The 26,016-nt window shown below is 38.0% G+C and carries 20 protein-coding genes and 1 pseudogene; 17 read left to right on the top strand and 4 right to left on the bottom strand.

Annotated elements, in window-relative coordinates; all coding sequences use genetic code 11:
• Positions 1-30: 30 nt before the first annotated feature.
• From glmM to MHH64_RS03945, 6 genes are all read left to right on the top strand, one after another.
• Complete coding sequence (gene glmM, locus MHH64_RS03920; protein ID WP_303449352.1) at positions 31-1,377, top strand: phosphoglucosamine mutase; 1,347 nt, start codon at positions 31-33, stop codon at positions 1,375-1,377.
• Between the two features lie 296 nt (positions 1,378-1,673).
• A complete protein-coding gene (locus MHH64_RS03925) occupies positions 1,674-2,348 on the top strand; it encodes a response regulator transcription factor (RefSeq protein ID WP_251661261.1) in 675 nt (224 codons plus the stop codon).
• A gap of 18 nt (positions 2,349-2,366) precedes the next feature.
• Positions 2,367-3,746 carry a HAMP domain-containing sensor histidine kinase gene (locus MHH64_RS03930; RefSeq protein ID WP_095312994.1) on the top strand — a complete coding sequence of 460 codons (1,380 nt, stop codon included), beginning with the start codon at positions 2,367-2,369 and terminating at the stop codon, positions 3,744-3,746.
• A 76-nt stretch (positions 3,747-3,822) separates the two neighbouring features.
• Positions 3,823-4,887, top strand: coding sequence for an ABC transporter permease (locus MHH64_RS03935; RefSeq protein WP_340002712.1), 1,065 nt, complete (start codon positions 3,823-3,825; stop codon positions 4,885-4,887).
• The gene (locus MHH64_RS03940) at positions 4,884-5,543 is read left to right on the top strand and encodes an ABC transporter ATP-binding protein (RefSeq protein ID WP_095312999.1); all 660 of its coding nucleotides are present in this window, start codon (positions 4,884-4,886) and stop codon (positions 5,541-5,543) included. Before MHH64_RS03935 ends, MHH64_RS03940 begins: the two co-directional genes overlap by 4 nt.
• Positions 5,544-5,796: 253 nt before the next feature.
• The gene (locus MHH64_RS03945; RefSeq protein ID WP_303449360.1) at positions 5,797-7,584 is read left to right on the top strand and encodes a S9 family peptidase; all 1,788 of its coding nucleotides are present in this window, start codon (positions 5,797-5,799) and stop codon (positions 7,582-7,584) included.
• A 92-nt stretch (positions 7,585-7,676) separates the two neighbouring features.
• Here MHH64_RS03945 and MHH64_RS03950 read toward each other — a convergent pair whose 3' ends face one another.
• On the bottom strand, positions 7,677-8,204 hold the full coding sequence (locus MHH64_RS03950) for a GNAT family N-acetyltransferase (protein ID WP_303449363.1): 528 nt from the start codon (positions 8,202-8,204) through the stop codon (positions 7,677-7,679).
• A 566-nt stretch (positions 8,205-8,770) separates the two neighbouring features.
• Between MHH64_RS03950 and glmS the strand changes: the two genes are divergently transcribed.
• From glmS to MHH64_RS03985, 7 genes and pseudogenes are all read left to right on the top strand, one after another.
• On the top strand, positions 8,771-10,573 hold the full coding sequence (gene glmS, locus MHH64_RS03955) for a glutamine--fructose-6-phosphate transaminase (isomerizing) (RefSeq protein WP_095313004.1): 1,803 nt from the start codon (positions 8,771-8,773) through the stop codon (positions 10,571-10,573).
• Between the two features lie 188 nt (positions 10,574-10,761).
• Positions 10,762-10,857 (top strand): annotated as a pseudogene (locus MHH64_RS03960) (GNAT family N-acetyltransferase); the annotation flags it as partial.
• Positions 10,858-11,164: 307 nt separating this feature from the next.
• Positions 11,165-12,016: an aldo/keto reductase gene (locus MHH64_RS03965; RefSeq protein WP_340002713.1), complete on the top strand. Its 852-nt coding sequence runs from the start codon at positions 11,165-11,167 to the stop codon at positions 12,014-12,016.
• 350 nt (positions 12,017-12,366) lie between these two features.
• Positions 12,367-13,029 (top strand): hypothetical protein, encoded by a 663-nt coding sequence (locus MHH64_RS03970; RefSeq protein WP_251661273.1) that lies wholly within the window; start codon positions 12,367-12,369, stop codon positions 13,027-13,029.
• A 242-nt stretch (positions 13,030-13,271) separates the two neighbouring features.
• Entirely contained in the window at positions 13,272-13,991 is a 720-nt protein-coding gene (locus MHH64_RS03975; protein ID WP_340002714.1) for an ABC transporter ATP-binding protein, read from the top strand.
• Positions 13,960-16,425 carry an FtsX-like permease family protein gene (locus MHH64_RS03980; RefSeq protein ID WP_340002715.1) on the top strand — a complete coding sequence of 822 codons (2,466 nt, stop codon included), beginning with the start codon at positions 13,960-13,962 and terminating at the stop codon, positions 16,423-16,425. Before MHH64_RS03975 ends, MHH64_RS03980 begins: the two co-directional genes overlap by 32 nt.
• A gap of 6 nt (positions 16,426-16,431) precedes the next feature.
• A complete protein-coding gene (locus tag MHH64_RS03985) occupies positions 16,432-16,938 on the top strand; it encodes a PadR family transcriptional regulator (protein WP_340002716.1) in 507 nt (168 codons plus the stop codon).
• A 342-nt stretch (positions 16,939-17,280) separates the two neighbouring features.
• Here MHH64_RS03985 and MHH64_RS03990 read toward each other — a convergent pair whose 3' ends face one another.
• Entirely contained in the window at positions 17,281-17,685 is a 405-nt protein-coding gene (locus tag MHH64_RS03990) for a MerR family transcriptional regulator (RefSeq protein WP_095313015.1), read from the bottom strand.
• A 202-nt stretch (positions 17,686-17,887) separates the two neighbouring features.
• On the opposite strand from MHH64_RS03990, the gene MHH64_RS03995 reads away from it, so the two are divergent.
• The 3 genes from MHH64_RS03995 (at position 17,888) to ppsA (ending at position 22,873) form a co-directional block, all read left to right on the top strand.
• Positions 17,888-18,928: an NAD(P)-dependent alcohol dehydrogenase gene (locus MHH64_RS03995; RefSeq protein ID WP_095313017.1), complete on the top strand. Its 1,041-nt coding sequence runs from the start codon at positions 17,888-17,890 to the stop codon at positions 18,926-18,928.
• Between the two features lie 160 nt (positions 18,929-19,088).
• The gene (locus tag MHH64_RS04000; RefSeq protein ID WP_303449369.1) at positions 19,089-19,970 is read left to right on the top strand and encodes a YitT family protein; all 882 of its coding nucleotides are present in this window, start codon (positions 19,089-19,091) and stop codon (positions 19,968-19,970) included.
• 299 nt (positions 19,971-20,269) lie between these two features.
• Positions 20,270-22,873 (top strand): phosphoenolpyruvate synthase, encoded by a 2,604-nt coding sequence (ppsA, locus tag MHH64_RS04005; RefSeq protein WP_340002717.1) that lies wholly within the window; start codon positions 20,270-20,272, stop codon positions 22,871-22,873.
• 37 nt (positions 22,874-22,910) lie between these two features.
• On the opposite strand, the gene MHH64_RS04010 is transcribed toward ppsA, so the two are convergent.
• Positions 22,911-23,486, bottom strand: a complete 576-nt coding sequence (locus MHH64_RS04010; protein WP_340002718.1) for a Maf family protein — start codon at positions 23,484-23,486, stop codon at positions 22,911-22,913.
• Positions 23,487-23,858: 372 nt separating this feature from the next.
• Positions 23,859-24,371, bottom strand: a complete 513-nt coding sequence (locus tag MHH64_RS04015) for an N-acetyltransferase family protein (protein WP_340002719.1) — start codon at positions 24,369-24,371, stop codon at positions 23,859-23,861.
• Between the two features lie 356 nt (positions 24,372-24,727).
• Between MHH64_RS04015 and MHH64_RS04020 the strand changes: the two genes are divergently transcribed.
• A complete protein-coding gene (locus MHH64_RS04020; protein ID WP_340002720.1) occupies positions 24,728-25,930 on the top strand; it encodes a PLP-dependent aminotransferase family protein in 1,203 nt (400 codons plus the stop codon).
• Positions 25,931-26,016 lie beyond the last annotated feature (86 nt).

Below are 26,016 nucleotides of genomic sequence, written 5' to 3' on the forward strand. Positions count from 1 at the left end.
ATTGGATGTAAGTTAAAGGAGAGGTAACGAATGGGAAAATATTTTGGAACGGATGGTGTGAGAGGCGTAGCCAATAAGGATCTAACACCAGAATTAGCATACAAGCTAGGACGTTATGGTGGTTACGTTTTGACGAATGGAATGGAAAGACCTCGCGTTGTTATCGGACGTGACACCCGAATTTCAGGCCATATGCTGGAAGGAGCTTTATTAGCAGGGCTCTTATCCATCGGCGCAGAAGTAATGCGACTCGGAGTAATTTCGACACCAGGTGTTGCCTATTTAACGAAAGCAACTAGTGCACAGGCTGGTGTTATGATTTCAGCGTCGCATAACCCTGTTGAGGATAACGGAATTAAATTTTTTGGACCAGATGGCTTTAAATTGACAGATGAGCAAGAAGCAGAGATTGAAAAGCTAATGGACACAGAAGATACCCTACCTCGTCCTACAGGTGCTGGTGTTGGTATTGTCACCGATTATTTCGAAGGCGGACAAAAGTATCTTTCCTATTTGAAGGATACAATTGATAATGATTTTGAAGGCTTTCAAATCGCAATTGACTGTGCCCATGGAGCGACATCTAGTTTAGCTACACACTTGTTCGCTGACCTGGAAGCAGATATTTTTTCAATTGGATCTGCCCCAGATGGACTCAATATAAACGACGGAGTAGGTTCCACGCACCCAGAAAAACTGCAAGCATTTGTTGCGGAAAAAGGTGCAGATATTGGTCTTGCATTTGATGGAGATGGTGATCGTCTCATTGCAGTTGATGAAAAAGGGAATATTGTTGATGGCGATCAAATCATGTTTATTTGTGCGAGACATTTGAATGAAAAAGGACTACTCAAGAAAAATACAGTTGTATCAACGGTAATGAGTAATCTTGGTTTCTATAAAGCAATTGAGGAAAACGGCATGCGAAGTGATAAAACTGCAGTTGGTGACCGATACGTGATGGAGGAAATGCGTAATGGGGGTTATAACCTTGGTGGAGAACAATCCGGCCACATTATCTTCCTTGATTACATCACAACAGGAGATGGCATGCTATCGGCAATCCAGCTTGTGAATGTCATGAAAGAAACCGGCAAACCTTTATCCGAGCTTGCTAGTGAAATGACAATCTTCCCGCAAGTATTAAAAAATGTGAGAGTTACCGATAAAACGGAAGCATTAAGTAACCCAGTAATTCTAGATGAGATTAAAGCAGTAGAAACGAAACTTGCTGGACAAGGACGCGTTCTTGTAAGACCTTCTGGTACAGAGCCGCTTGTTCGTGTCATGGTTGAAGCTCCAACTGCTGACGAATGTGAAAAGTATGCCGACCAAGTTGTAAAGGTTATTGATGACTTGCTAGGATTAAAAGAATAATTTTTATGAACTGCTCTCTTATTTAAATGGAGGGCAGTTTTTTGTTGTGCATATATGTAAAATTAGTAAGCATTTAGAGAGGGGGCTGAAGTTCACAAGAGAAAGACTGATATTGACGAGGAAAAGACTGATATTCAGGAGAAAAAAGCTGAAGTTCACAATAAATTGGCTGATGTTCACAAATTCAGGACATGATGAAATGAGGTAGGTGCTCAAGCTCAACGCAAGCCGAACATGAATCAATCAAAGGAGATATGGTATGGTAAAGTTATTACAGGTTAGGAGGTTCAGACGCGATGATTACAATTTTGATTGTTGATGACGATCCGCATATTCGAGAATTGCTTCGTTTTTATTTGCAAAAAGATGGTTATAAGACGATAGAAGCTGCTGATGGACAAGATGCATTGCAGCAATTAGAAGAAAACAGCATACATTTGGCTGTTGTCGATATTATGATGCCGAATGTAGATGGCTATCAGCTCTGCGAGGAAATACGTAATAATTATGATATTCCTGTGCTCATGCTTACCGCAAAGGATGGGATTTTAGATAAAGAAAAGGCTTATTTGGCTGGAACAGATGATTATATTGTAAAGCCATTTGAACCGAAGGAAGTGCTTTTCCGTATAAAAGCATTGCTTAGACGATTTCAAATTACCAATGAAGAAGTTATCCGGATTGGGAAAACAACGGTGGTTAATCGAAAAAACTATGAAGTACAGGTGAAAGGTAAAACAATGATTTTACCTTTAAAGGAATTTGAGCTGCTTGCACAATTAGCGAATTATCCAAATCGAATATTTTCCCGGGAGCAATTAATTCAATTGATTTGGGGAAATGATTATGAAGGGAATGATCGAACAGTGGATGTACATATTAAACGGCTTCGTGAGCGTTTTGCACCAATGGAAGCGGGTTTTTCGATTAATACGATCCGGGGGTTAGGATATAAACTAGAAGTGAATTAGAGAGTTGGAGGAGCAGATATGCGAACGCTCTATGTACGAATTATTGTAATGACAATGGCAATTATGATTGCAAGTGCCCTGATTGCATTTGCTGCAACAAACATTTATTACCAGCATTTTTTAAAGCCGGAGAATGATAAAAAGGTAACCCATATTGCTGAAAATATTGTAGATCTATTTGAAGAAAGTCCAAATCAATCGATAGCGGACTATTTAACAGCAATGACAGATTTAGGATATACCTTTTATCTTGTGACGCCGGCAGGGGATGCAGAAACGTTCGGAAACCCTTTTTCATCTGAAGAGCTGGATCAAAGGGAAATCAATCATGTTTTTCGTGGGAATACCTATCACGGAATTGCGAATTATCCTTGGAAGCCCTTTGTAACTGGCTTTTTTGATAATGAAGTGAAGAATACAATTGGAGTTCCGATTCAGGTAAACGGTGATACACATGCACTATTTATTCGTCCGAATTCTGCCCAGCAATTTGGTGAAATGCGGATATTTCTAGCTATACTACTCTTTTTGGCATTGCTATTTAGCTTTTTATTAGTATTAGCAAGCACTCGTTTTATCGTGAAACCGATTAAGAAATTGACAGAAGCAACGAGAAAGATTGCTGCTGGAAACTATCATTTAAAGCTTGATGTTAATCGCAAGGATGAGATTGGAAGACTGGCGAGTGACTTTTCTACGATGAGCAGTAGTTTAGCCCGAACAGAAGAAAAGCGTCAAGAGTTCGTGTCGAATGTTTCTCATGAAATCCAGTCTCCATTAACATCGATTCAGGGTTTTTCTCAAGCTTTGCAAGAAGAGGAAATGTCTGAAGAGGAAAAGCGGCGTTATCTTGCTATCATTGAGAATGAAAGCAAGCGATTATCAGCTTTGAGTAAACAACTTCTTACCTTATCCAATTTGGATAGCGAAGTGGATATCAATGACTTTGTACCGTTTGATCTAGCAGAGCAATTGAAGGAAGTTGTTTTAACAATGGAATGGCAATGGCGGGAAAAACAAATTGCGATAGAACTCGATATTCATCCTACTACAATTGTTGGTGATCCGAAGCTTCTACAGCAGGTATGGGTAAATTTAATCTCAAATGCAATTCGGTATACAGATCTCGGAGGAGAGATATCGATTCATATAGCGACCGATAAATACCATGTGCAGGTTATGGTGGAGGACACGGGCATTGGAATTAGCGAGGTAGATGTACCCCAGCTTTTTGATCGCTTCTATAAAGTCGATAAAGCCCGAACAAGGACAGAAAATAGCACTGGCTTAGGTCTTTCAATTGTGAAAAAAATAATGGAGGTACATGGCGGCACAATTATGGTAGAAAGTGAGCTTGGGAAAGGAACTGTATTTACAGTATCCCTTCCTCAAAAGTAAAAGTAACGATTCGTTCATCCTCCGTTCATATTCAGCGTATATGCTTGAAACATAGAGAAATAAAGGAGTGAACAGAATGTTTCTAGCTATACGGGAATTAGCACATGCGAAAATTCGTTATGCTTTAATCGGCTTGATCATTGTATTAATTGCTAGTCTGATTTTTATTATCTCGGGACTAGCAAAGGGATTATCTGCAGATAACGCATCAGCAATTCAAAATATGCAGGCAGATTATATATTGATGGATACCGATGCTGAACTTGAGATGACAAAATCGTTTATTTCAAGAACAGACCTAGATAATGTGTTACAGATGGATGGGATTGAACAAGCGAATTCTCTTTCGGTTCGAATGATGAATGCATCTGTTAACGGATCCGATCAGAATGAGGATGTAGCTTTATTTGTGACAGATGGGGATAGTATGCTCTTGCCATCTGTTCGTGATGGCAGCCCAATTACGAAAGAAGATGAAGCAATTGTAGATGCATCCTTACAACGAGAAGGTATTGAAATCGGTGATAGACTAGTATTTGGAGAAGAAAGTGAGTTAACGGTTGTAGGTTTTACCGATAATCAGCGCTACAGCCATACGCCGGTTGTGTTTGTAGATGGTGGAGGTCGCGAAACGATTAATGCCATTGCAATCAGCGTTGATGAATCGCGCGCTGATGAAATTCGAAATGCTGTTGGTAATTCGTTCGATATGGTAACGAAAGACGAAGCATTAAAAGGAATCCCTAGCTACTCGCAGGAGCAAGCTTCCTTAAATATGATGATTGTCTTCCTATTCGTAATTACAGCATTTGTTTTAGCTGCGTTCTTTTATGTAATCACATTGCAAAAGCGAGATCAGTTTGGCGTGCTAAAAGCGTTAGGTGCGAAAACGACGTATCTTGCACAAAACTTAGTCGGTCAAGTTGTGCTTATATCTATTATGTGTATTGGCATTGCGATGGGACTAACGTTGGGAATAGCTGAACTCTTACCAGAGGAGATGCCATTTCTATTAACAGCGGAAGAAATGGTGCAGACCTCTATCCTTATTCTAATTGTCTCGATTATAGGTGCCTTTCTCTCGCTTATTCAAATCGTCAAAATTGATCCGATCGAAGCAATAGAGGGGGCTGGCAAATGACAATCGTTATGGAGAATGTATCAAAGGTATATCAAGATGGTCCGAAGTCCTTTACAGCATTGGACTCCATTTCTTTGGAAGTGAAGGAAGGAGAGTTTCTTGCGATTATCGGTCCTTCTGGATCTGGAAAAAGCACGATGTTATCAATAGCGGGAGCCCTCTTATCGCCAACGAAAGGAACGGTTTTGCTTGATGGAGAGAATCTTGCAAACCTATCATCTAAACAAATTACTGCTCGAAGATTAGAGAAGATTGGATTTGTTTTTCAAGCGGCAAATTTAATCCCTTATTTAAAGGTGAAAGATCAGTTAAGTGTTATCAATATCTTAGCGAAACATAAAAGCAAAGCAAATGAAGGAGCACTTTTGAGGCATTTTGGCTTAGCACATCGAGCTGTAAACTATCCGAATGAGCTTTCAGGAGGAGAAAGGCAGCGTGTAGCTATAGCACGAGCGCTAATTAACGATCCCAAGCTAATTCTTGCAGATGAGCCAACTGCAAGCTTAGATTCGAAGCGTGGACGAGAAGTTGTAGAAACACTAGCGAATGAAATTAAGTCGCGGGGAAAATCGGGAATTATGGTCACGCATGATGAAAGGGTTCTTGATTTATGTGATAGAGTCGTTACGATTCGTGATGGTCGGTTAGAAGAATAGATTGGAAAAGGAAAATGAGCTTGGGGAGCTTTCTCCAGGTTCATTTCCATTTTTCCTCCCCTTCATTATAACCCCTACTCCGCCTAAGGTCTGAACAAATATCCCACTCCAGCAGGTTCACTATGATGCGAATCTTGATACAATAAATCTGAATACAGACATTTACTGTGCAGGGGTAAATCGTTTATAATAAAAATATCCATTATTTTATGTTTTTTCAGAATAAATGATTCGAAAATCGAGGAGGATAAGGATGATTCAATTTCCTAAACCGAAAGTGGAACAGTTTTTCCGTACGTCCAATATTTATGATTTTGCTGTAAGTGGTGATGAAAAGCGGCTTATTTTTAGTTCTAATTTAAATGGAAAAGTTAATTTATGGGCGATTGATTTGCCAAACACATCTCCTTATTTATTTGCCCATCATGATGAATCAACCAATTTTATTAAGTTTGATCCAGAAAATCGCTATGTATTAACTGGCTATGATAAGGATGGTGATGAGAATTATCAGATCTATGCTGTTCCAAGTGAAGGAGGACTCCCCCAGCCATTAATAACTGGTGATGCCAAGGAGAAATATTTCTTTTGTCATTTAAGTGAGGATGGAGAACGAGTCTATTATATGACTTCTGAGGGGAACCCATCATTTTTAAATGCGCGAGTACGTAATCTGAAGGATAATGCAGATACGTTATTGAATGAAGGAGAACTTTCGCCAACGTATTTAGCTGCTGTATCGGATAATGAGGATGCTTTTGTATATACGCGTATGTTCGCAAATACATATGTGACAGCTTTTGTGAAGGTCGAGGATGAGACACACTATTTAACACCTGATCAAGAGAAAATTCATGTTGTTTTCAGCCCTGTTTTTACAGATGATGAAACGGTTTATTTCGTAACTAATTATGATAGTGAATATAATTACCTGGCTAAATATAATTTGAAAACAAAAACATTTTCTTCTGTTTTCTCTATCGATAAGGAAAGCATCGATATAAAATGGGATAAGGAAAATAAAGTGTTTTATCTCACGACAGAAAAAGGGGTAGAGGATTTATTCTACCGTTTTGATCCGGCGACAGAAAAGCTTGAGAAATTAGCTTTGCCAGTTGATGTGATTGAAAAAGTGCATGTCGCTAAATCAGGTAATCTTTATGTGCTTGGTAGAAGTGCAACCCTTCCATTCAATATCTTTACATCAGAGAACGGAAAGGATTGGGAGCAGCTAACAGATAATCGGGTACTCGGGATTAGCAGGGAGGATATGGTAGAACCAGAAGTAATCGCTTATGAATCTTTTGATGGGATGGAAATTGAAGCATTGCTTTTCAGAGCAAAGCCTGAAAACGATAATGGCTACACAATTTTTTGGCCTCATGGAGGTCCACAGGCATCTGAGCGCAAGATGTTTCGCGCGATGTTCCAAAGCTTTTTAAACCATGGTTATACAATATTTGCTCCGAACTTCCGTGGGAGCACAGGCTATGGCTCTTCTTTTGTAAAATTAGTGGAGCAGGATTGGGGAGAAGGTCCACGCTTAGATAATGTAGCTGGAATTGAATGGTTGTTTGAAAAGGCTATCGCTGATCGGGAAAAGCTTTTCCTTGTAGGTGGAAGCTATGGTGGATATATGGCGCTGCTGCTGCATGGACGGCATCCGGAATATTTTAAGGCAGTCATCGATATTTTTGGACCATCAGATTTGTTTACGTTTGTAAAATCTGTTCCACCACACTGGAAGCCAATTATGGACCGCTGGCTTGGTGATCCAGAACGGGATAAAGAGCGTTTTATTAAAGACTCGCCTGTTACGTATCTTGATACGATGACGAAGCCAATGCTCGTTATCCAAGGTGCGAAGGATCCACGTGTTGTAAAAGAAGAATCGGATCAAATCGTTGCTAAGCTCGAAGCAAAAGGGCGTGACGTCGAATACCTCGTGCTAGAGGATGAAGGTCATGGGTTTTCGAAAAAGGAAAATGAAATTAAAGTGTATAGCTTGATGCTGGAATTTATGGAAAAGCATAAAGGATAAGCGGGATCTCTGTATGTGCTAAAATAACTTTAGCAATGGAAAAAATCTCCGCCTAAAATCACGTATTTCTCTTGTTAACCTATGTGGTTGGGTTAACAAGAGAAATTTTTATTCGTCCATCTATAATAAACAAAAGACAGCTTCTGTCCATTCATTTCAAATGTTTCCTTATCCGCCCTCATATAAGCAAATCCATTTTTCTCTAGAATCACTCTAGATGCCACATTATTGGTTGTGGTTTTGGCATGAATCTGCTTGATATTCTGATTGGCGATGACGTTTTCTAATAATAATTGCAATGCTCTTTTGGCGACGCCTTTCCCAGTATAGAACTTGCCAACGCGATAGCCGAGATGAGCTGCTTTTTGAGCAGAAGTAATATCCACTAGATTAATCCTGCCAACAATCGCATTATGCTGATCCTTTATTAAGTAAAAATACGAAGTACCTACTGTTTGCTCTTTCAGCAAAGCCTCGTGGTTCCTTTTAAAAATATCTGGCTTATAATAGTCGTCCCCTCGAGATGGTACTGTTTCCTCGAAATAATCTCTATTTTCAAGTTCAAATGTGAATAAAGCGTCTGCATCGGCAGCTTTTAATTTTTCAATTGATATTTCCATCTGCAAATCTCCTATCATTGGTTATGTGTTTATTATAACGAAAAAATAGGGTTCCTCCGTCTGATTTAATGTTTATAAATAAAAATCTAACGGATCGTTATATAACCTTATCTATGATATAAATCGATAAGGAACTTTGACGCCTTGACCATCATATACTAATCAATAACTCCTTCTAAAAAATAGGGGTTAGGTATTGACCAAATTGATAAGTTTCAGTTAGAATGAAGAGTGTTCGTTTGGAAATATTTCCAACAGAACCGTTTATTTAAAAAAAGAAAGGAGCATAGAGGTTATCGAAGTAACAAAAAGCGCCAGGACTATTTTTCAGGTCGAAATGGAAAAATAGTTGACGAGGTGGAGGTTATCGAAGTTTCGGCGGGTGCCTCCCGGTTGCACATCTCAATCGTTTCGCTTTATCTATAAAACAATGAGGCGACTTATTGGACAAAAGGATAAAGCAAGATGTCCACTATAAAAATACACGAGAGAGGGGCAGAAAGACGCCCCTTGTACAGCAAAGAAAAAGGTTCGTTTTGTCTGCCCCTTATTAGGAGGACAACGTTATGTGCGGAATTGTAGGATATATCGGACAAAATGATACGAAGGAAGTTTTATTAAACGGACTGGAAAAGCTGGAATACAGAGGTTATGACTCTGCGGGTATTGCTATGCTGAATGCAGAAGGCATCAACCTGACGAAGGTGAAAGGTCGCATTGCTGCACTACGTGAACGTGTGGATAACTCGATCCAAGCAACAATGGGAATTGGCCATACTAGATGGGCAACACATGGTGTACCAAGTATCACGAATGCACACCCACATCAAAGTACAACAGGCAGATTCACTCTTGTTCATAATGGAGTTATTGAAAATTACAATGACCTGAAAAAAGAATACCTTCAAGATGTTAGTTTTGTAAGTGATACGGATACAGAAGTAGTTGTGCAATTGATCGATAAGCTTTATCAAAAACATCAGGATACGGTCGAGGCGTTTCGTGAGACGATGCGTTTATTAAAAGGTTCTTATGCGATTGGTCTAATCGACGTAGAGGATCACGAGACACTGTATGTTTCCAAAAACAAAAGTCCACTTCTGGTTGGTTTAGGTGATGGATTTAACCTTGTTGCAAGCGACGCTATGGCAACATTAAAGGAAACAGACCAATACCTTGAAATTTTTGATAAAGAGATTGTACTTGTTAATCGCAACTTTGTTGAAGTTCAAACATTAGAAGGTTCTGTTGTGGAACGCAAACCCTACACTGCTGAAATTGATGCAAGTGATACTGAAAAGGGTACGTATGCCCATTACATGTTGAAAGAAATCGATGAGCAGCCAATTGTAATGCGTAACATCATCAAGAACTATCAAGACGAAAACAATAAACTAAAGCTTGATGCAAACATCCGCAGTGCAATGAAAGCGGCTGACCGCATTTATATTATTGCGGCAGGCACAAGCTACCATGCAGGCTTAGTTGGAAAAGAACTCATTGAGAAACTAGCAAACATTCCAGTGGAAGTTCATGTTGCAAGTGAATTTTCATATAATACACCGCTGTTATCCGAGAAACCACTATTTATATTCATCTCACAAAGTGGTGAAACAGCTGATAGCCGTGCCGTTTTAGTTAAAATAAAAGAAATGGGCCACCCGGCATTAACGATTACAAATGTGCCAGGATCCACCCTTTCTCGTGAAGCGGACCATACATTGCATTTATATGCAGGTCCCGAAATTGCTGTGGCTTCAACAAAAGCATATACTGCACAAATTGCAGTACTAGCTATTTTGGCAGTCGATACAGCAAATGTAAAAGGAATTCAATTAGATTTCGATCCATTGCAGGAGCTTGCTATTGTTGCAACAGCAATGGAAACTCTAACTGGTCAGAAGGAAGAAATCGAACAATTAGCAAGAGATTACTTTGAGACAACTCGTAATGCTTTCTTTATCGGTAGAAGCGGTGATTACAATGTTTCACTGGAAGCTGCATTGAAGCTGAAGGAAATCTCCTATATCCAGGCAGAAGGTTTTGCTGGTGGAGAATTGAAACACGGAACGATCGCCCTAATCGAAGAAGGAACACCAGTAATCGCGCTTGCTACACAGGAAAATGTAAACTACTCTATTCGCAGTAATGTGCAGGAAGTCGTTGCCCGTGGTGCAAACGCAATGATCATCAGCATGAAAGGCTTAGAAGAAGACGATGATAGCTTCGTGGTCCCACATGTGCATGAACTCTTAACACCATTAGTAAGTGTGATTCCAATGCAATTATTAGCTTATTATGCTGCGTTGCATCGTGGCTGTGATGTTGATAAGCCAAGGAATTTAGCTAAGAGTGTTACGGTGGAGTAAGAGGGATTCTAACTACTGTTGTGTTCGTGGCTTTAAAATAAATTCGCGAAGTTTCGCCCCTTTGGATAGATTGTCTAAAGGGGTGTTTTTTATTGTTTGAATTTTACCCTGACCCCAACATATATTTCAGAGCCAAAAAAAGAACAACTATTATTGAACACCGTTCGAATTATTTGAACGGTGTTTGATTGTTTGCTTTATTTGATTAAGAAAAGATTGCTGCGGTTGTTGGATTTAAACCTATGATTACTCTTTACTATGGCCGCTTTGTAAGGATATGCGATTCTAGTAACCAGTAAAATTAAGTATTCAAACGGTTATGATTTATTACGAAGATGACTACTTCAATCAGTTCCGTTTGGTGTAGGATTTTTCTAAATTGGGTATAGTACTTATGGACATCTCAGTGGGAGATGAAAACATGAAATACTGGTAATATGACCTGAGCTTGACAATTGACCGCGAGCTTTTTCACAGGAACCACTGTTTAGTGTAGACAGCCTATTGGTTTCATATTAGCAGACATGAAGGAAATATCCTTTTCTATTATTCTCAACTTACATTACAACGATTTTTAAAGGAGATGAGACTTTGACTAGAGATAATAGTTTTATTTTAAATGATGGCTCAGCGCTTCCCCTTGTGGGATTAGGCACGATCGGCATTGATGGTGATCAGGGTACATTTGAAATTTTAAACGCCTTAAACACAGGATACCGTTTAATCGATACTTCAACAAACTATAACAATGAAGGTATTGTCGGTGAAGCTGTACGTCGATCCGCACTGCCCAGGGAAGAAATTTTAATCAGTACGAAATTGCCCGGCTCGCACCATGAATACGACAAGGCGTTTATCTTTATTCAAGAATCTTTACGCCGCACTGGATTAAACTATTTTGACAAGTATTTAATTCATTGGCCGAATCCCAAAGATGGCAAATATGTAGAAGCTTGGAAGGCTTTAGTAGATGCTCAAAAACAAGGATTAATCAGAACCATTGGTGTTTCAAACTTTGAACCTGAACATCTGGACAATATTATCGAAGAAACAGGTGTGACTCCTGCTACAAACCAGGTGGAGCGTCAGCCGTATTTTAATAATAACCGTATGGTTGAAGAAAATAAAAAACGGGGTATTCTTACTGAAGCCTGGAGTTCTTTTGGTCGGGGTTATCTGAATGACGTGCTGGAAAATGCCACAATTAAAGAAATCGCGGATAAATACGATAAAACTCCGGCACAGATTATTTTAAACTGGAACTATCAGGCCGGCGTATTTTCTATTCCAAAATCGAGTAATCCAAAGCATCAAAAGGATAATATCAATAGTACCAGCTTTGAATTAGCCCCTGAGGATATGGAAACAATTGATTCACTGGATAAAGGGGAAGCCGGCCGTATAGAAGGACAGGACCCCAACGAATATCATGAATATGTATAGACAGCCCACTATCTGAGTTAGATATTTTGAGCAATAGATAAGAAATGGGTCTGTTTTAAGCAAATCCACCTTTTATTTTTAAGAATTTTGCTGTTAACGGGCACGATTGTTTAAACAACATTATCGTTACATCCATAAAGTTCTACTTGGAAGTTGCCCTAACAATTAAATAACTTAACTTTTACACCGTCCTCAAATGAGGGCGGTGTAATGTGTATTTTCGGCCTCATTTTTAATAATTTTATTCTCTTTATACAGCAAATGAAACCAAAATAAATATCAAACGTATAACAAAGACAAGCATTTTTTAAATAAAAACAAATTTGAGATAAAGGGGTTTTGTATACCTGATGCTTCGTTTTATTCGTCGTAGAAAACGTCGTCTGAAGATGAAAAAAGTTAAAGAGGGAGATGGTCATACATTAAAAGAGTACCGCCTATGGAATATTTTCACTCGCTCATTATTCCATATAGAAATAACCAATGATCAGAATGAGAAAACCGATTACGCTATAAGCTGTAAATATTTTGCGGAGGAGCCTAAAGCTGATTTATACCGCAATGGCATACATATTGCCTACTCTAAGCTTCCAGCTGCTTTCGTAGTAGAAAATGGAGTAATTGAAATAGAAAAAGGTGGGTATGGGATAAATCGGATTCGTTATGATTCGGACAAAGAAGAGACCTTTTCAGTTTATCCAGATAAACGTTCGATTAGGGGTTTACGCATGCGATTGCATAAACGATTTCCCAAAATTAGCTCCCTCATTGGGATGATTGCTATTTTAATTTTATTGACTTCAATAGCCTTGAGTGCACCTCAACTAATAGAAAAGATTACGGAAATTCCTTGGGTTTCTGAAAATATAGGTACATTCGAATCACCAATAGCATTTTCGTTGCAGGTTAATATTTGGATATGGGTTGCGGGTGCGGTAGCTGGGGTAGAACGAACTCTCATGCTTCGTAATCATTGGTTAATTGATATGGAAACAAGCTATTGGGATAGTTAATTTTCTTTCGGTAGTACAATTGCTTCAATCCCGGTGAATTATTCGATCTGCAAGTTTTTTGGTTAAAATAAACTTTATTCTAAAACAACAAAAACCTATAAATCATGCATACTTAGTATGTATTGTTTATAGGTTTTTTTATATATTTACAAATAATTTAGGTGTTAATTAGTGTTTTCACTTCATTTTATTATATACTTAGTATATAATAAAATGAAGTTAGGGATAGGAGGAAGTAAAACATGATTAAGGTAAACAATTTAACAAAGTCGTTTATACAAGGGCAAGTAAGAACGCAAGTATTAAAAGGTGTTGATTTGCACGTTGAAGAAGGTGAATTTGTAGCTATAATGGGGCCAAGTGGCTCTGGGAAAAGTACATTACTACAACTTTTAGGTGGTCTTGATATACCAACTGAAGGGGATATATTAATAAATCAGAATAATTTGAGTGAGATGACGGAAAAAGAAAGAACGATATTCCGCAGAAAATATATAGGGTTTATTTTTCAAAATTACCAGCTGCTACCAACATTAAATGTAGAAGAAAACATAGCTTTTCCTCTTCATGCAGATGGCAGTTTAACGAAAGAAAAATACCAGTTTATTTTAGAATTACTTGATTCTGTTGGATTAAAAGAGCTTGGTCGAAAACGTGCTAATTTACTTAGTGGTGGTCAGCAACAACGAGTAGCTATAGCCAGAGCGCTTGTCAATAATCCCTCCGTATTATTAGCTGATGAACCGACGGGAAATTTAGATAGAAATAAAGCCGAAGAAATTCTCGGGTTAATAGCAAGATTCAACCGAGAAAGCAATCAAACAATCATAATGGTTACGCATGATATTTTCGCAGCTGGGTTTGCAGATCGTATTATTCTTTTTAAAGATGGAGTTATTGATCAAGTGATTTCTAGGAAGGATGATGATTATGCTAAATATGTGGCGAATTTCATGGCTTAACATAATACAAAATAAAAAACGTTTTTCCATTTCATTGCTTGGGATTATTTTAGGTATAGCGTTCGTAACATCTATGCTTATTGCAGACAAAACAACAAATGATGTTTTTGATTATTACGAACAAATGTATGTGGCAAATGCAGATTACTGGGTTCTAAGCGATGAACATACATACTCTGAAGATATTGTTTCGTCAGTTCTGACTAGTTCAGCGGTAACGGAAACACTGCTTGCGCTTGATAAACAAGCTTTCTTTGAGCTTGAGGGTGATCAATCCCTAAATCAAAGATCTGTACGAATTACAGGTGTGAATGATCAAGATAGTTCTTTGCTAAAACTTCCTGTAATTGAAGGAAGTTTAGATAATGAAGGATTGGTAATACCAGACGTTGTTGCAAATCTGTTAAATAAAAAGGTAGGAGATACAATTAGGTTTACCAATTTGGGAGAAGCTAAGGTTTCCGCCATTGTTGAATACACGCAGCTGCTTGCAAGCCCGAGTGACTGGGAAGGTGCTGAACAGAAGAGCTTCCGAATTATGGCTCCACTTGATTTGTTAAGAGATTGGACTGGTATGGATAATGAGCTTTCATATGTAAGGTTCCAAACAAATGATGAAGGAGAGAAGCTTTTTCAATCCCTCCAGGAAGAATTTCTTAATTCAAATGTATATGTACAACCAGTTGTCGCGGATGATCTACAAAGTAATGACATTGGGGGCCTTTATACATTTTTTTACCTAATCGCTGGGTTATCCATGTTTATCAGTGGGTTTATTGTTTTTAATATGATTTATACAAGTGTTATGGAGAGAAAAAAAGAATTTGCGATAATGAAGAGTTTTGGTTATCTTCAACGTTCTGTTTCTAGACTTATTCTTATTGAAGTACTACTTTTGGCATTAATAGGTGTAGCTATTGGAGTGCCCATTGGAATTTTGCTTGGAGATATGTTCATGCAAACTTTGCTTAGCGTGTTTGAGTTTGACATGGTTTACACATTAAATTGGCAGATGCCTACACTAACAGCTGTAGTAATTGGAATTTTATTTCCTGTTGTCTTTTCTTTATTTCCAATTTATAATGCGGGGAAAACCTCAGTTTTATTGACGTTAAAAATGGCAGATCAAACACAATCATCGAAGAGAGGATACATATTTAGGGCTGTTCTGGGAGCTGGCTTGTTAATCTTTGTATTTATCGATCACCCTGTCTCTTACTTAGCTATTTTGGCAAGCATCATTTTGTTGTTTCCATTATTGTTACTGGGTGTGAATCGGATATTTAAACCTATTTTGAAGCTATTCTTTGGCTATTCTGGTAGTCTGGCAGCTAAAAGCCTAAAACAGCAATTAAATCGAAACGCCAATACTTCCGCTATTCTTGCCGTTGGAATAGCAGTGATATTATTACTAAGTGCTGTTATCGAATCTGCTCCGGAAGGTTATGAAAATGAAATTAGGAATACGTATGGTGGCGACCTAAGAGTTACATCAGAAGCGCCTTGGTCTGATCAGGATAGGGCAAAACTGCTAGCCTATGATTCTGTTGCGAATGCTGAGCCCTTAACGGAAGCTACGCCAATTACATGGGAAACAATAGACGGAGAGAAGAGACAGTTTTCTATTTTTGCTGCAGATAAAGAAGGACCCACTTTATTTGAGCGTTCTGAAAAGGATAAATCATATAATGAGCTGACAAAGGAACCATCTATTCTCCTTGGTGAAAGAGCCTTTGATGAATGGGGCGGAAGTGTAGGGGGATATATTTCCATTAATACACCTTCAGGTAATCAGCAATTTAAAGTCATTGACGTTGTGAAAACATCGAATTACGCAGGCTATACCGCATTTATGGATGAGAATCATTTAAATAATGAATTTGGTTGGGCGAATAGTTTTGACATGCTGCTAACTTTAAATGACGGATATACGGCTGAACAATTACGAGATCAGTTATGGCTGGATTTCAGCAATCATCTCTCAAAAGTTGAAACGGTAGAAGATGAAATTAAATCATCTACTTCAGCATTATCTGGCATGAACGAGTTAATTCTAGTCATGTTAGTTTTAATTATCGGGCTAGCAAGTATTGGTACAGCTAACACTTTACTGATGAACACTTTGGAGCGCACCTCTGAGATAGGGACAATGCGAGCGCTTGGTCTTACGAAACAGCAAGTTAAAAAAATGATAATTGGAGAAGGTTTGCTTATAGGATTGTCAGGGGTTATTGGTGGTATAATTTCAGGTGTGGTTTTACTTTATGTTACTAGCCAATCCGAACTTTTAGAAGGGTTTATATCTTTTCAAATACCTTTAGGAAATATTATCCTGGCACTGATTGCTGGTATTTCTCTTAGCCTTTTTGCTTCTTGGATTTCTAGTGCTACGGCGGGTAAAATAAATATTATATCATCACTTAAAGAAGGTTGAGCAATTATGTCGGTTAAGTACGGAATATTAACATTGCTATATTTGCAAGAAAATCATGGATATGAATTAAAACTGGAGCTGGAATCCCTTCTAGGAACCAAAGGGAAAATTAATCCTGGTCAAATTTATACGACTTTGGATCGTCTTATTCGTGATCTGCTTGTCTCATCTGTAGGAATGGATGACCAAGAAAGAAAACTTTATGAAATAACTACGGAAGGTAAAAGGGAGCTGGAAAATTGGCTGCTGGAACTTGTACCCTATCATTCTACAAAAGATGATTTTCATTTTAAATGGAGCTGTGCTCGTAAGATTGGTTTCGAACAGGAAAAGGAAATGCTTGATCAACAAAAGGCCATGATAATGAAAGATGTTTTGGAATTGACTAAACTAAAAACGGAATTTCTTCTTCGAGGTGACGAGAATAGGTATTTATTAATTAGTGGTACCCTCTTGCATTTAGAAGCAGATTTAAACTGGATCCATCAAGTTGAAAGTCGAAATCGGTCCTAATTTAAAAAGAGTATGAAGTAATTGAAAGAAGTAAAAATCCCCAAAAATATATTGCGAAGAAACCGTTGAAGCAGTTTTAGATTTAATGTAGGCAAATAGCATCTATCTTTATAAGAAATACAAGAATAGAGCAACACCATCAAGGTGCTGCTCCTTGTTATTACATAGACTTATAATTAAACAACTTTATTGTCATTTAAAATTATTTTTTTATAAAAAATCGCTTTCGATCGAAGGTTTTTCCGGTTACGCTGGTTTCAAAATCAAATGATCCTTTTGAAGAAGTTCTACTAAGTGGACCTGATGAATTAACCAAAACCCAAGTTATTGTTTCTTTGTTAATTAAAAGTTCCCTATTTTATTGGTCTTATGAATATCTTCCGTTCCTGCATCCAATGCAGTCTGGTAATATTCACATTTATGATTTATAAGTTCCATTGTCTTCTTTAGCTCTTCCAATTGTGCTTCTGCAACAGCTTTTCGTTCCAAGAACATGTCATATCTTTTTTGTAGCGTGGAATCTCCATCGGAACACCAATCGATAAATTTTTTAATTTCCTTAATAGGCATCCCTGTAGATTTAAGGCATTCAATTACATTTAAAGCGTCTATATCGGATTCTTTAAACAATCTTGTTCCGTTAGGTGTCCGTTCTACAAAAGGCATTAGGCCCTCCTTATCGTAGTAACGTAAAGTATATACGGTGAGATTTAACTTTTTTGCAACTTCACTGATAGAATATGTCACAGTTGTTTAACTCCTTTTGATATAGATTTCGAGTTAACTCTAGGTTTTGGCGAAATTTTATCACGCTGAATACGGAATGTCAAAGTATAAATAAATCCTTATTTATTTGTTGACCTAGAGTTAACTATAGGGTTTATCCTAGTTTTGCAGGAGAATAATAAGTAAATTCTCTAAAAAATCAAGTTATTGGAGGGCTATACAGATGGTTACAGCTAAAGCACGAGCAGTAGACGGTCCGGATCAACCGTTTCGAGCTGCTGAAATTAAAAGACGTGATCTTGATTCGCATGATGTTCTGATTGAAATTAAATATGCAGGCATTTGTCATTCCGATATTCATACAGCTCACGGTGAATGGGGTCCAGTCAACTATCCACTTGTACCTGGCCATGAGATTGCAGGCGTTGTTACGGCTATAGGACCTAACGTTTTAAAGTATACTATCGGGGACCGAGTTGGTGTCGGATGTATGGTAGGCTCCTGTGGTGAATGTGAGAACTGTCGTAATGGTGAAGAGCAATATTGTCTCGAAGGTAAAGTCGATACTTACGCTGGCGTTGATAAATACGGGGAACCAACTCAAGGCGGTTATTCTACCCATATTGTCGTACCTGAAGACTTCGTACTCCGAATACCTGATAATATTGAATTTGATGTTGCAGCACCACTACTTTGCGCTGGTATTACGACATATTCTCCATTAAATCATTGGGCGGCGGGCCCTGGCAAGAAGATTGCTATTGTAGGTATGGGTGGTCTTGGGCATATGGCTGTTCAAATTGCCCATGCAATGGGTGCTGAAGTTACTGTTCTATCACAAACATTGAAGAAACAGGATGATGGTTATAAATTAGGAGCAGACAATTACTATGCAACAAGTGACACAGAAACATTCGAGAAACTTGCTGGTTACTTTGACTTAATTATTAACACGGTAAGTGCAGATATTGACTTGAATGCATATTTAGGATTACTAACTCTTGATGGTACTCTCGTAAATGTCGGTGCTCCTGCAGAACCGCTGTCACTCAACGTGATAAATTTAATCGGTCATCGTCGTTCATTTGCAGGTTCGATGATTGGAGGCATCCGTGAGACACAGGAAATGTTAGATTTCTGTGCAAAACATAACATTGTTCCTAAAATTGAAGTGATTACGGCTGATCAAATTGACGAAGCGTATGAACGAGTATTGGCTTCTGATGTAAAATATAGATTCGTGATTGACATTAGTACAATGTGAATTCTGCTAATACAAAAACAGGGCTGATCCAATCGGATTTTGCCCTGTTTTTTGTCCAATACGCCTTTAATTTCCTCTCAATGTGAATAAATAATACCATGATAATCTAAAGTATGATTAAATAAAGAAATAGAAAAATTGTTTGGAAAGAGGAAAGTAAATGAATGCAAATACAAGCACAAAGCAAAAAAGAACCATAATATTTAAAAAGGTACTACGTGCATTAGCAGTTGCGATAGGTGCCTTTATAACAGCATATGGTCTCGAGTCGGTCCTGATCCCAAACAATGTGTCAGATGGTGGTGTGACGGGTTTAAGTATAGTCGGTTCACAACTGTTCGGATTGCCTCTTGGAGTTTTAATTGCGATATTGAATATTCCGTTCGTGTTTTTAGGATATAAACAAATCGGGAAAAGCTTTGCGATTTACTCTGTTATTGGTATTGCTACACTTGCGTTTGGAACAAGCATTATGCACCATATACCAATTATAGTTCAAGGAGATACATTGTTAGTGACCGTCGTTGGTGGTATTATCATTGGCTTCGGTATGGGGTTAGCATTACGAAATGGTGGCGCATTAGATGGTATTGATATGTTAGCGGTATTGCTATCCCGAAAATTGCCTTTTGGAACAAGTGACCTTATTCTATTTTTAAATATGTTTGTTTTTATAGTCGTTTCCACAGTTTTCGGATTACAAGGGGCTTTCTTGTCAGGGATAGCTTATTTTATTGCTTCTAAAGTGATTCATATAGTTGAGGAAGGTTTAAGTGGTTCTAAGACCTATAAAATTATCACTAGTCAGCCGGATTTAATGGTAGAAACCATACGTGATCGTTTAGGTCGCAGTGCAACCTATAATCTGGTTGAAGGTGGTTATACAAATGAAAAATTTAAAGAAATTACGTGTATTATTAACCGTTTAGAAGATAGTAAGATGAAAGAAATTATTAACGAAATTGACAAACATGCTTTTATTGCTGTGTATGATGTGGCAGAAGTAAAAGGCGGTAGTTTCAAGAAGAAAGACATTCATTAATACAGGTCTTTGTTTTAAAAATAAATACAAATTGAGGCTGGATCCTTTATTGGATTCAGTTTTTTTATGTATTAAAAAGCGTTCATCTCTTGATTGAAAAAGTTGCTATTTTTATTGCGGATTCAAAGGTGTAATGATCTGACTTTTGAGATGGTACATCGGGGCAATAGCTACTTTACAGGAAAGCCGAACTCTTCTCAATTAAATTATAGCATATAAAAAAAGGGAATTATAGACTGTTTCTTCTTATATACTATTGCTAAAATCAATAGAACAATACTGGTTAGGAGAGATGTGGAATGAGCTCTTTGGTTATCGGTTTTCAGGAAATGGGGAAAACAGAGCATTTGCTTGTAGGCGGAAAAGGATTAAATTTGGGGGAATTATCCAAAATCCAAGGAATAGAAGTCCCAGAAGGTTTTTGTATAACAACGACAGGATACCAAATGGCCATTGAACAAAATGAAATGTTTCAAGCATTGTTGGATCAACTAATGGCGTTAAACGTAGAGGAACGTCATCAAATTAGTGAAATCAGCAGCAAGATTCGACAGCTTATGATGGACGTAGATATTCCTTCTGATGTTGTAAGCGCAGTTGATGAAAATCTCTCCGAGTTTGGTGAGAACCACGCTTATGCAGTTCGCTCTAGTGCTACCGCTGAGGACTTGCCACATGCCTCTTTTGCTGGACAACAAGATACCTATCTAAACATTAAAGGACTGGATGCAATCTTACATCATATTAGTAAGTGCTGGGCTTCTCTGTTTACGGATCGCGCGGTGATTTATCGAATGCAAAATGGGTTTGACCACAGTAAGGTTTCTTTATCCGTTATTATCCAAAGGATGGTTTTTCCTCAGGCTTCTGGGATTTTATTTACTGCTGATCCGATTACCTCTAACCGAAAGATAGTATCAATTGATGCCAGTTTTGGACTTGGAGAAGCATTGGTCTCTGGCTTGGTATCTCCTGATAATTATAAGGTACAGGAAGAAAGAGTCGTCGAAAAGATGATAGGAGATAAGAACATGGCTATCTATGGACGGGAGGGAGGAGGAACTGAGACACAGCAGATTACTTTTGATCAGCAGAAGTCACAGACACTAACAGACCAGCAAATTTTACAATTAGCACATATAGGAAGAAAGATTGAAGCGCATTTTGGGAGTCCGCAAGACATCGAGTGGTGTTTGGCAGAGGATATATTTTATATTGTTCACAGTCGACCAATCACAACTTTGTATCCCACCCCTGAAGCAGGGGAGTCCCAAGGAAATCACGTCTATGTATCTGTTGGGCATCAACAAATGATGACAGACCCCATGAAACCATTGGGATTGTCCCTTTTCCTGTTAACAACACCTGCACCGATGCGCAAAGCTGGTGGAAGGCTGTTTGCCGATGTAACAGATATGCTGGCTTCACCTGTCAGCAGAAAAATGATAATGGATAATTTAGGGGAATCTGATCCGCTCATAAAAGACGCGCTTATGAAAATAGTAGATCGAGAAGATTTTATAAAAACGTCCCCAGTTGTTGAAAAAAATCTGAGTCCTGACAAGCCTCATGCTCTCTCTGATACTCAAGCACAAATCGGAAACGATCCAACAATCGTTTCGGAATTAATTAAAAAAAACCAGACCTCGCTAGAAGAACTGAAGCAAAACATCCAGACAAAATCAGGTGCGGAGTTATTTGGTTTTATTCTGGAAGATCTTGAGGAACTGAGAAGGGTTGTATTTGAGGGTATGAGTGTGATAATAGCTGCACAGGATGCCACAACATGGATTAATGGGAAAATGAACAAGTGGTTAGGAGAAAAAAACGCAGCGGATATGCTTTCTCAATCCGTACCAAATAATATTACTTCAGAAATGGGTCTGGCATTATTGGATGTCGCAGATGCGATTCGTCCATATCCAGAAGTGATTAACTATTTACGACATGTAAAAGCGGAAAACTTTTTGGATGAACTGATTAACCTTGAAGGCGGACAAATTGCCCAAGATGCAATAACAGCTTATCTCAAAAAATATGGCATGAGGTGTGCCGGAGAAATTGATATAACGAGAAGTCGATGGAGCGAAAAACCAACGACACTTATCCCTATAATTTTAGGGAATATCAAAAACTTTGAGCCGAATGCTAGTCAGCAGAAATTTGAGCAAGGGCGAAAAGAGGCTTTGGAAAAAGAACAAGCGTTATTAGAAAGATTGAAACAACTGCCGAACGGAGAACAAAAAGCTAAAGAGGCGAAACGAAATATTGACCTAATTCGGAATTTCAGCGGGTTTAGGGAATATCCTAAATACGGTATGATTAACCGTTATTTTGTTTATAAGCAGGCATTAATGAAAGAAGCGGAACAACTCGTACAAGCGGGGATTATTCAAGGAAAAGAAGATATATCCTATCTTACTTTTGAAGAACTTGAAGAAGTTGTCCGCACCAATAAACTGGATTATCAAATCATTGACAAACGAAAAGAAGCGCATAAATTATATGAAAAATTAACCCCGCCACGTGTTATTACTTCTGATGGTGAGATCATTACTGGTGAATACAAGCGAGAAAATCTTCCAGCTGAAGCTATTGTCGGCCTGCCGGTTTCCTCGGGAGTTATCGAGGGGCGAGCACGTGTCATTTTAAACATGGAAGATGCTGATTTAGAAGAAGGAGATATATTGGTTACTTCTTTTACGGACCCTAGCTGGACACCGTTATTTGTATCCATAAAAGGTCTAGTAACTGAAGTTGGTGGGCTGATGACCCATGGAGCGGTTGTCGCACGTGAATATGGCTTGCCAGCAGTTGTGGGAGTAGAAAATGCTACAAAAATAATAAAAAATGGGCAACGAATTCTTGTTAATGGAACGGAAGGGTATATTCAATTATTGTAATTGCTATATGTGTTCAGACTATCGTCAGAGTAGGTGGCTAATCCGGATAAACAGAAAACGATTTAAGCTCTCTCACAACACGAGAGATCGGTAAGCCTACAACATTGTAATAATCTCCATTAATGTTTTTGACAAACATAGCACCAAGGCCTTGGATACCATATGCACCTGCTTTATCGTACGGCTCTTCAGATGAAACATACCATTCGATTTCCTGATCAGTAAGTGGCAAAAATTCAACTTGTGTACGTTCGATAAAAATGCTTTTCTGTTCCAGTGAGCGGATCATGACACCAGTATATACCTCATGTGCGTTGCCGCTTAGCGCTAAAAGCATTTGATAGGCCTCTTCCTTATTGTTGGGCTTTTCGAATATTTGCTGCTTATAAGCAACTACCGTGTCAGCAGCTAAAATGATAGTTTCTGGATGCTGGATAGGGACATTTTTACCCTTGATTAGGGCCAATTGTTTTACTTTTTCAACCGGGTCATTTGTTGTAATTTGGGATTCATCTACGTTTGGATTGCGTACTGAAAAGGGAATTCTTACTTGCGTTAAAAGCTCTTGCCTTCTTGGTGAGGATGAGGCCAGAATTAGTTTGTTTTTTGCCATGAATGTTCCTCCTAAGTAGTAGTGAGTTGATATAGGTTTATTATAGTCCATGGTTTGTAGTATTAGAGACAACGTATCCAAGGGAAGATGGAACCATTATAGCTGTACGTGTTTTGCTAATCAAATGTTATTGCCATCTAATCGGAAATACATTTTTTTTAAAACAAGACGAGTATTCAGAGAGAAATACACAAAGCATTCGCGTTTGGTACTTCTCTCTTTTATTTTGAAATTACCATTGTAAACTGTTCAAAAACGATAGAATATCAGCATGAATCTCTGCTTGATCCTCACCTACAACATTGCAAAGCATTAATTTGTGTGCTATTTGATCAAACATTACGAAATGTTAGGTAGCATGTAATGAATGATTTATTCCTCTATAGGATTTTCAGGTCCATTCAGCTCTAATTGATAAAAGGTTAAGTCAATCCATTTATTGAATTTAAAACCTGCCTTTTCGATTATACCTGAATAAACAAAGCCAAAGCTTTTGTGCATTGCAATGCTTTTTTCATTTGCTGCATCAATACCAGCAACCAATGTCATATATTCTCTTTCTTTCGCAATAGCGATTAATTCTTTCATTAAGGAAGTACCAACGCCTCTTTTTTGATATTCCTTATTTACATAAACGGAATGTTCAATTGTATATTTATAAGCCGGCCATGCTCTAAAGGGACCGAATGTTGCAAAACCGGCCACTTTATTATCTTGTTCGCACACCAATATTGGGTAACCTTCCTCCATCTTTTGTTCATACCATTGTTGTCTGCTTTCAAGCGTCTGGGGTTTATAGGCGTATACAGCAGTAGAATGAAGAATGGCATCATTATAGATATGTAAAATGCCCATTAAATCTTTTTCAGTTGCTTCTCTGATCATGTTGTTCTTCCTCTCGTAACAAATACTTTCCTAACTGTTTATTTTAGAACGATTTGTACTAAAGGTAAAATTGGATCTCTTAACCCTTGAATTTATAGACGCTTGAATCACGAACCGGAAAATGCTCGTGGAGGATTTCACCTGAAATTTCCCGGCATGCCTTTAATAATAAATAAGCATAAATAGTATTCCGGTAATAGAGGATGAAAAGATTTGTAAACAAACTGAAGAATGCTAAATAATATCTGATATGACTGAAAGTTCGGTTTTCTGTTAGAATAAAGATAGCTATTAAACTATTAAGATAATTATTAAATATATTCGATAGTAATAATTAAGAAAAGGAATGTTTATAAATGGAAAATAAATTTGCTAAGCGAGCTCATTTCGTTAAATCCTCGGAGACGCGTGAAATTTTGAAGGTAACAGAAAGACCGGAAGTAATCTCTTTTGCGGGAGGACTGCCAGCCCCGGAGTTGTTTCCGCTAAAAGCTCTTAAGGATGTGTGTAATGCTGTTTTGAATGAAGAAGGAGCGGCTTCTCTTCAATATAGTACGACAGAGGGATATGTTCCATTAAGAGAAGCTATTAATCGAAGAATGAAAGCTGTTGGAATTAATGCTACTGTTGAAAATGTTCTTATCACATCGGGATCACAGCAAGCAATCGACCTTACTGGAAAATTATTTATTGACGAAGAGGATACAATTATTTGTGAAAGTCCAACCTATCTTGCGGCAATCAATACATTCAAAACATACAATGCCAACTTTGTTGAAGTAGCGATGGATGATGATGGAATGGTTATGGAAGAGCTGGAGGAAAAGCTGCAGAAGCATCCTAACACAAAATTTATCTATACGATTCCAGACTTCCAAAATCCTACAGGTCGTACGTTAAAGCTCGATAGACGAAAAAGAATGATTGAGCTTGCGAATCAATATGATGTAGTGATTGTAGAAGATAATCCTTATGGGGCTATAAGATTTGCTGGAGAGGAACTTCCGCCAGTAAAACATTTTGATACGGAAGGTAGAGTAATTTATCTAAGCACTTTCTCTAAGATTTTCACTCCTGGCCTTCGACTTGGATGGATCTGTGCAGACCAAGCATTCATTGATAAGTACGTGGCTTTTAAGCAAACAGCTGACTTACATACGGACAGCTTTGCGCAAAGAATTACAGCCAAATATATGGAACTTTATGATATGGAAGAGCACATTAATCAAATCAAAGCTGTTTATAAAGAAAGATGTGCAGCGATGTTATCTTGTGTTGAAACGTTTTTTCCAAAAAATTTGTCTTACAGTAAGCCAGAAGGTGGATTATTTATTTGGGTTGAACTTCCTGAGGGCATTGATTCAACGCATATATTTACAGAGTGCCTGAAAAACAATGTTGCTTGTGTTCCCGGAACACCATTTTTCCCGAATGGTACAAAGAAAAGTACATTCCGTTTAAATTTTTCAAATATGTCGAAAGAGAAAATAATAGAAGGTATGAAGCGTATTGGTGAAGTGTTAAATCGTGAGTTAGAGAAAGAAACAGCTATTTTATGATTTAAAACTGACAGTAGTATAGGAGACAGATATTGTAAATATAAAAGTCGTGCAATTAAATGGTTGTGTAATACAAAAAGGTTTAA

The sequence above is a fragment of the Oceanobacillus sp. FSL K6-0127 genome (assembly GCF_037983385.1).
GTDB lineage: Bacteria > Bacillota > Bacilli > Bacillales > Amphibacillaceae > Oceanobacillus > Oceanobacillus profundus.

Coding starts and splice junctions, on each gene's coding strand:
- MHH64_RS03930 (WP_095312994.1), top strand. CDS start 2,367: ATGCGAACGCTCTATGTACGAATTATTGTAATGACAATGGCAATTATG.
- ppsA (WP_340002717.1), top strand. CDS start 20,270: ATGAGCTCTTTGGTTATCGGTTTTCAGGAAATGGGGAAAACAGAGCAT.
- MHH64_RS03935 (WP_340002712.1), top strand. CDS start 3,823: ATGTTTCTAGCTATACGGGAATTAGCACATGCGAAAATTCGTTATGCT.
- MHH64_RS03925 (WP_251661261.1), top strand. CDS start 1,674: ATGATTACAATTTTGATTGTTGATGACGATCCGCATATTCGAGAATTG.
- glmS (WP_095313004.1), top strand. CDS start 8,771: ATGTGCGGAATTGTAGGATATATCGGACAAAATGATACGAAGGAAGTT.
- MHH64_RS03980 (WP_340002715.1), top strand. CDS start 13,960: ATGCTAAATATGTGGCGAATTTCATGGCTTAACATAATACAAAATAAA.
- MHH64_RS03940 (WP_095312999.1), top strand. CDS start 4,884: ATGACAATCGTTATGGAGAATGTATCAAAGGTATATCAAGATGGTCCG.
- MHH64_RS04010 (WP_340002718.1), bottom strand. CDS start 23,486: ATGGCAAAAAACAAACTAATTCTGGCCTCATCCTCACCAAGAAGGCAA.
- MHH64_RS04020 (WP_340002720.1), top strand. CDS start 24,728: ATGGAAAATAAATTTGCTAAGCGAGCTCATTTCGTTAAATCCTCGGAG.
- MHH64_RS04015 (WP_340002719.1), bottom strand. CDS start 24,371: ATGATCAGAGAAGCAACTGAAAAAGATTTAATGGGCATTTTACATATC.
- glmM (WP_303449352.1), top strand. CDS start 31: ATGGGAAAATATTTTGGAACGGATGGTGTGAGAGGCGTAGCCAATAAG.
- MHH64_RS03970 (WP_251661273.1), top strand. CDS start 12,367: ATGCTTCGTTTTATTCGTCGTAGAAAACGTCGTCTGAAGATGAAAAAA.
- MHH64_RS03945 (WP_303449360.1), top strand. CDS start 5,797: ATGATTCAATTTCCTAAACCGAAAGTGGAACAGTTTTTCCGTACGTCC.
- MHH64_RS03985 (WP_340002716.1), top strand. CDS start 16,432: ATGTCGGTTAAGTACGGAATATTAACATTGCTATATTTGCAAGAAAAT.
- MHH64_RS03950 (WP_303449363.1), bottom strand. CDS start 8,204: ATGGAAATATCAATTGAAAAATTAAAAGCTGCCGATGCAGACGCTTTA.
- MHH64_RS04000 (WP_303449369.1), top strand. CDS start 19,089: ATGAATGCAAATACAAGCACAAAGCAAAAAAGAACCATAATATTTAAA.
- MHH64_RS03995 (WP_095313017.1), top strand. CDS start 17,888: ATGGTTACAGCTAAAGCACGAGCAGTAGACGGTCCGGATCAACCGTTT.
- MHH64_RS03975 (WP_340002714.1), top strand. CDS start 13,272: ATGATTAAGGTAAACAATTTAACAAAGTCGTTTATACAAGGGCAAGTA.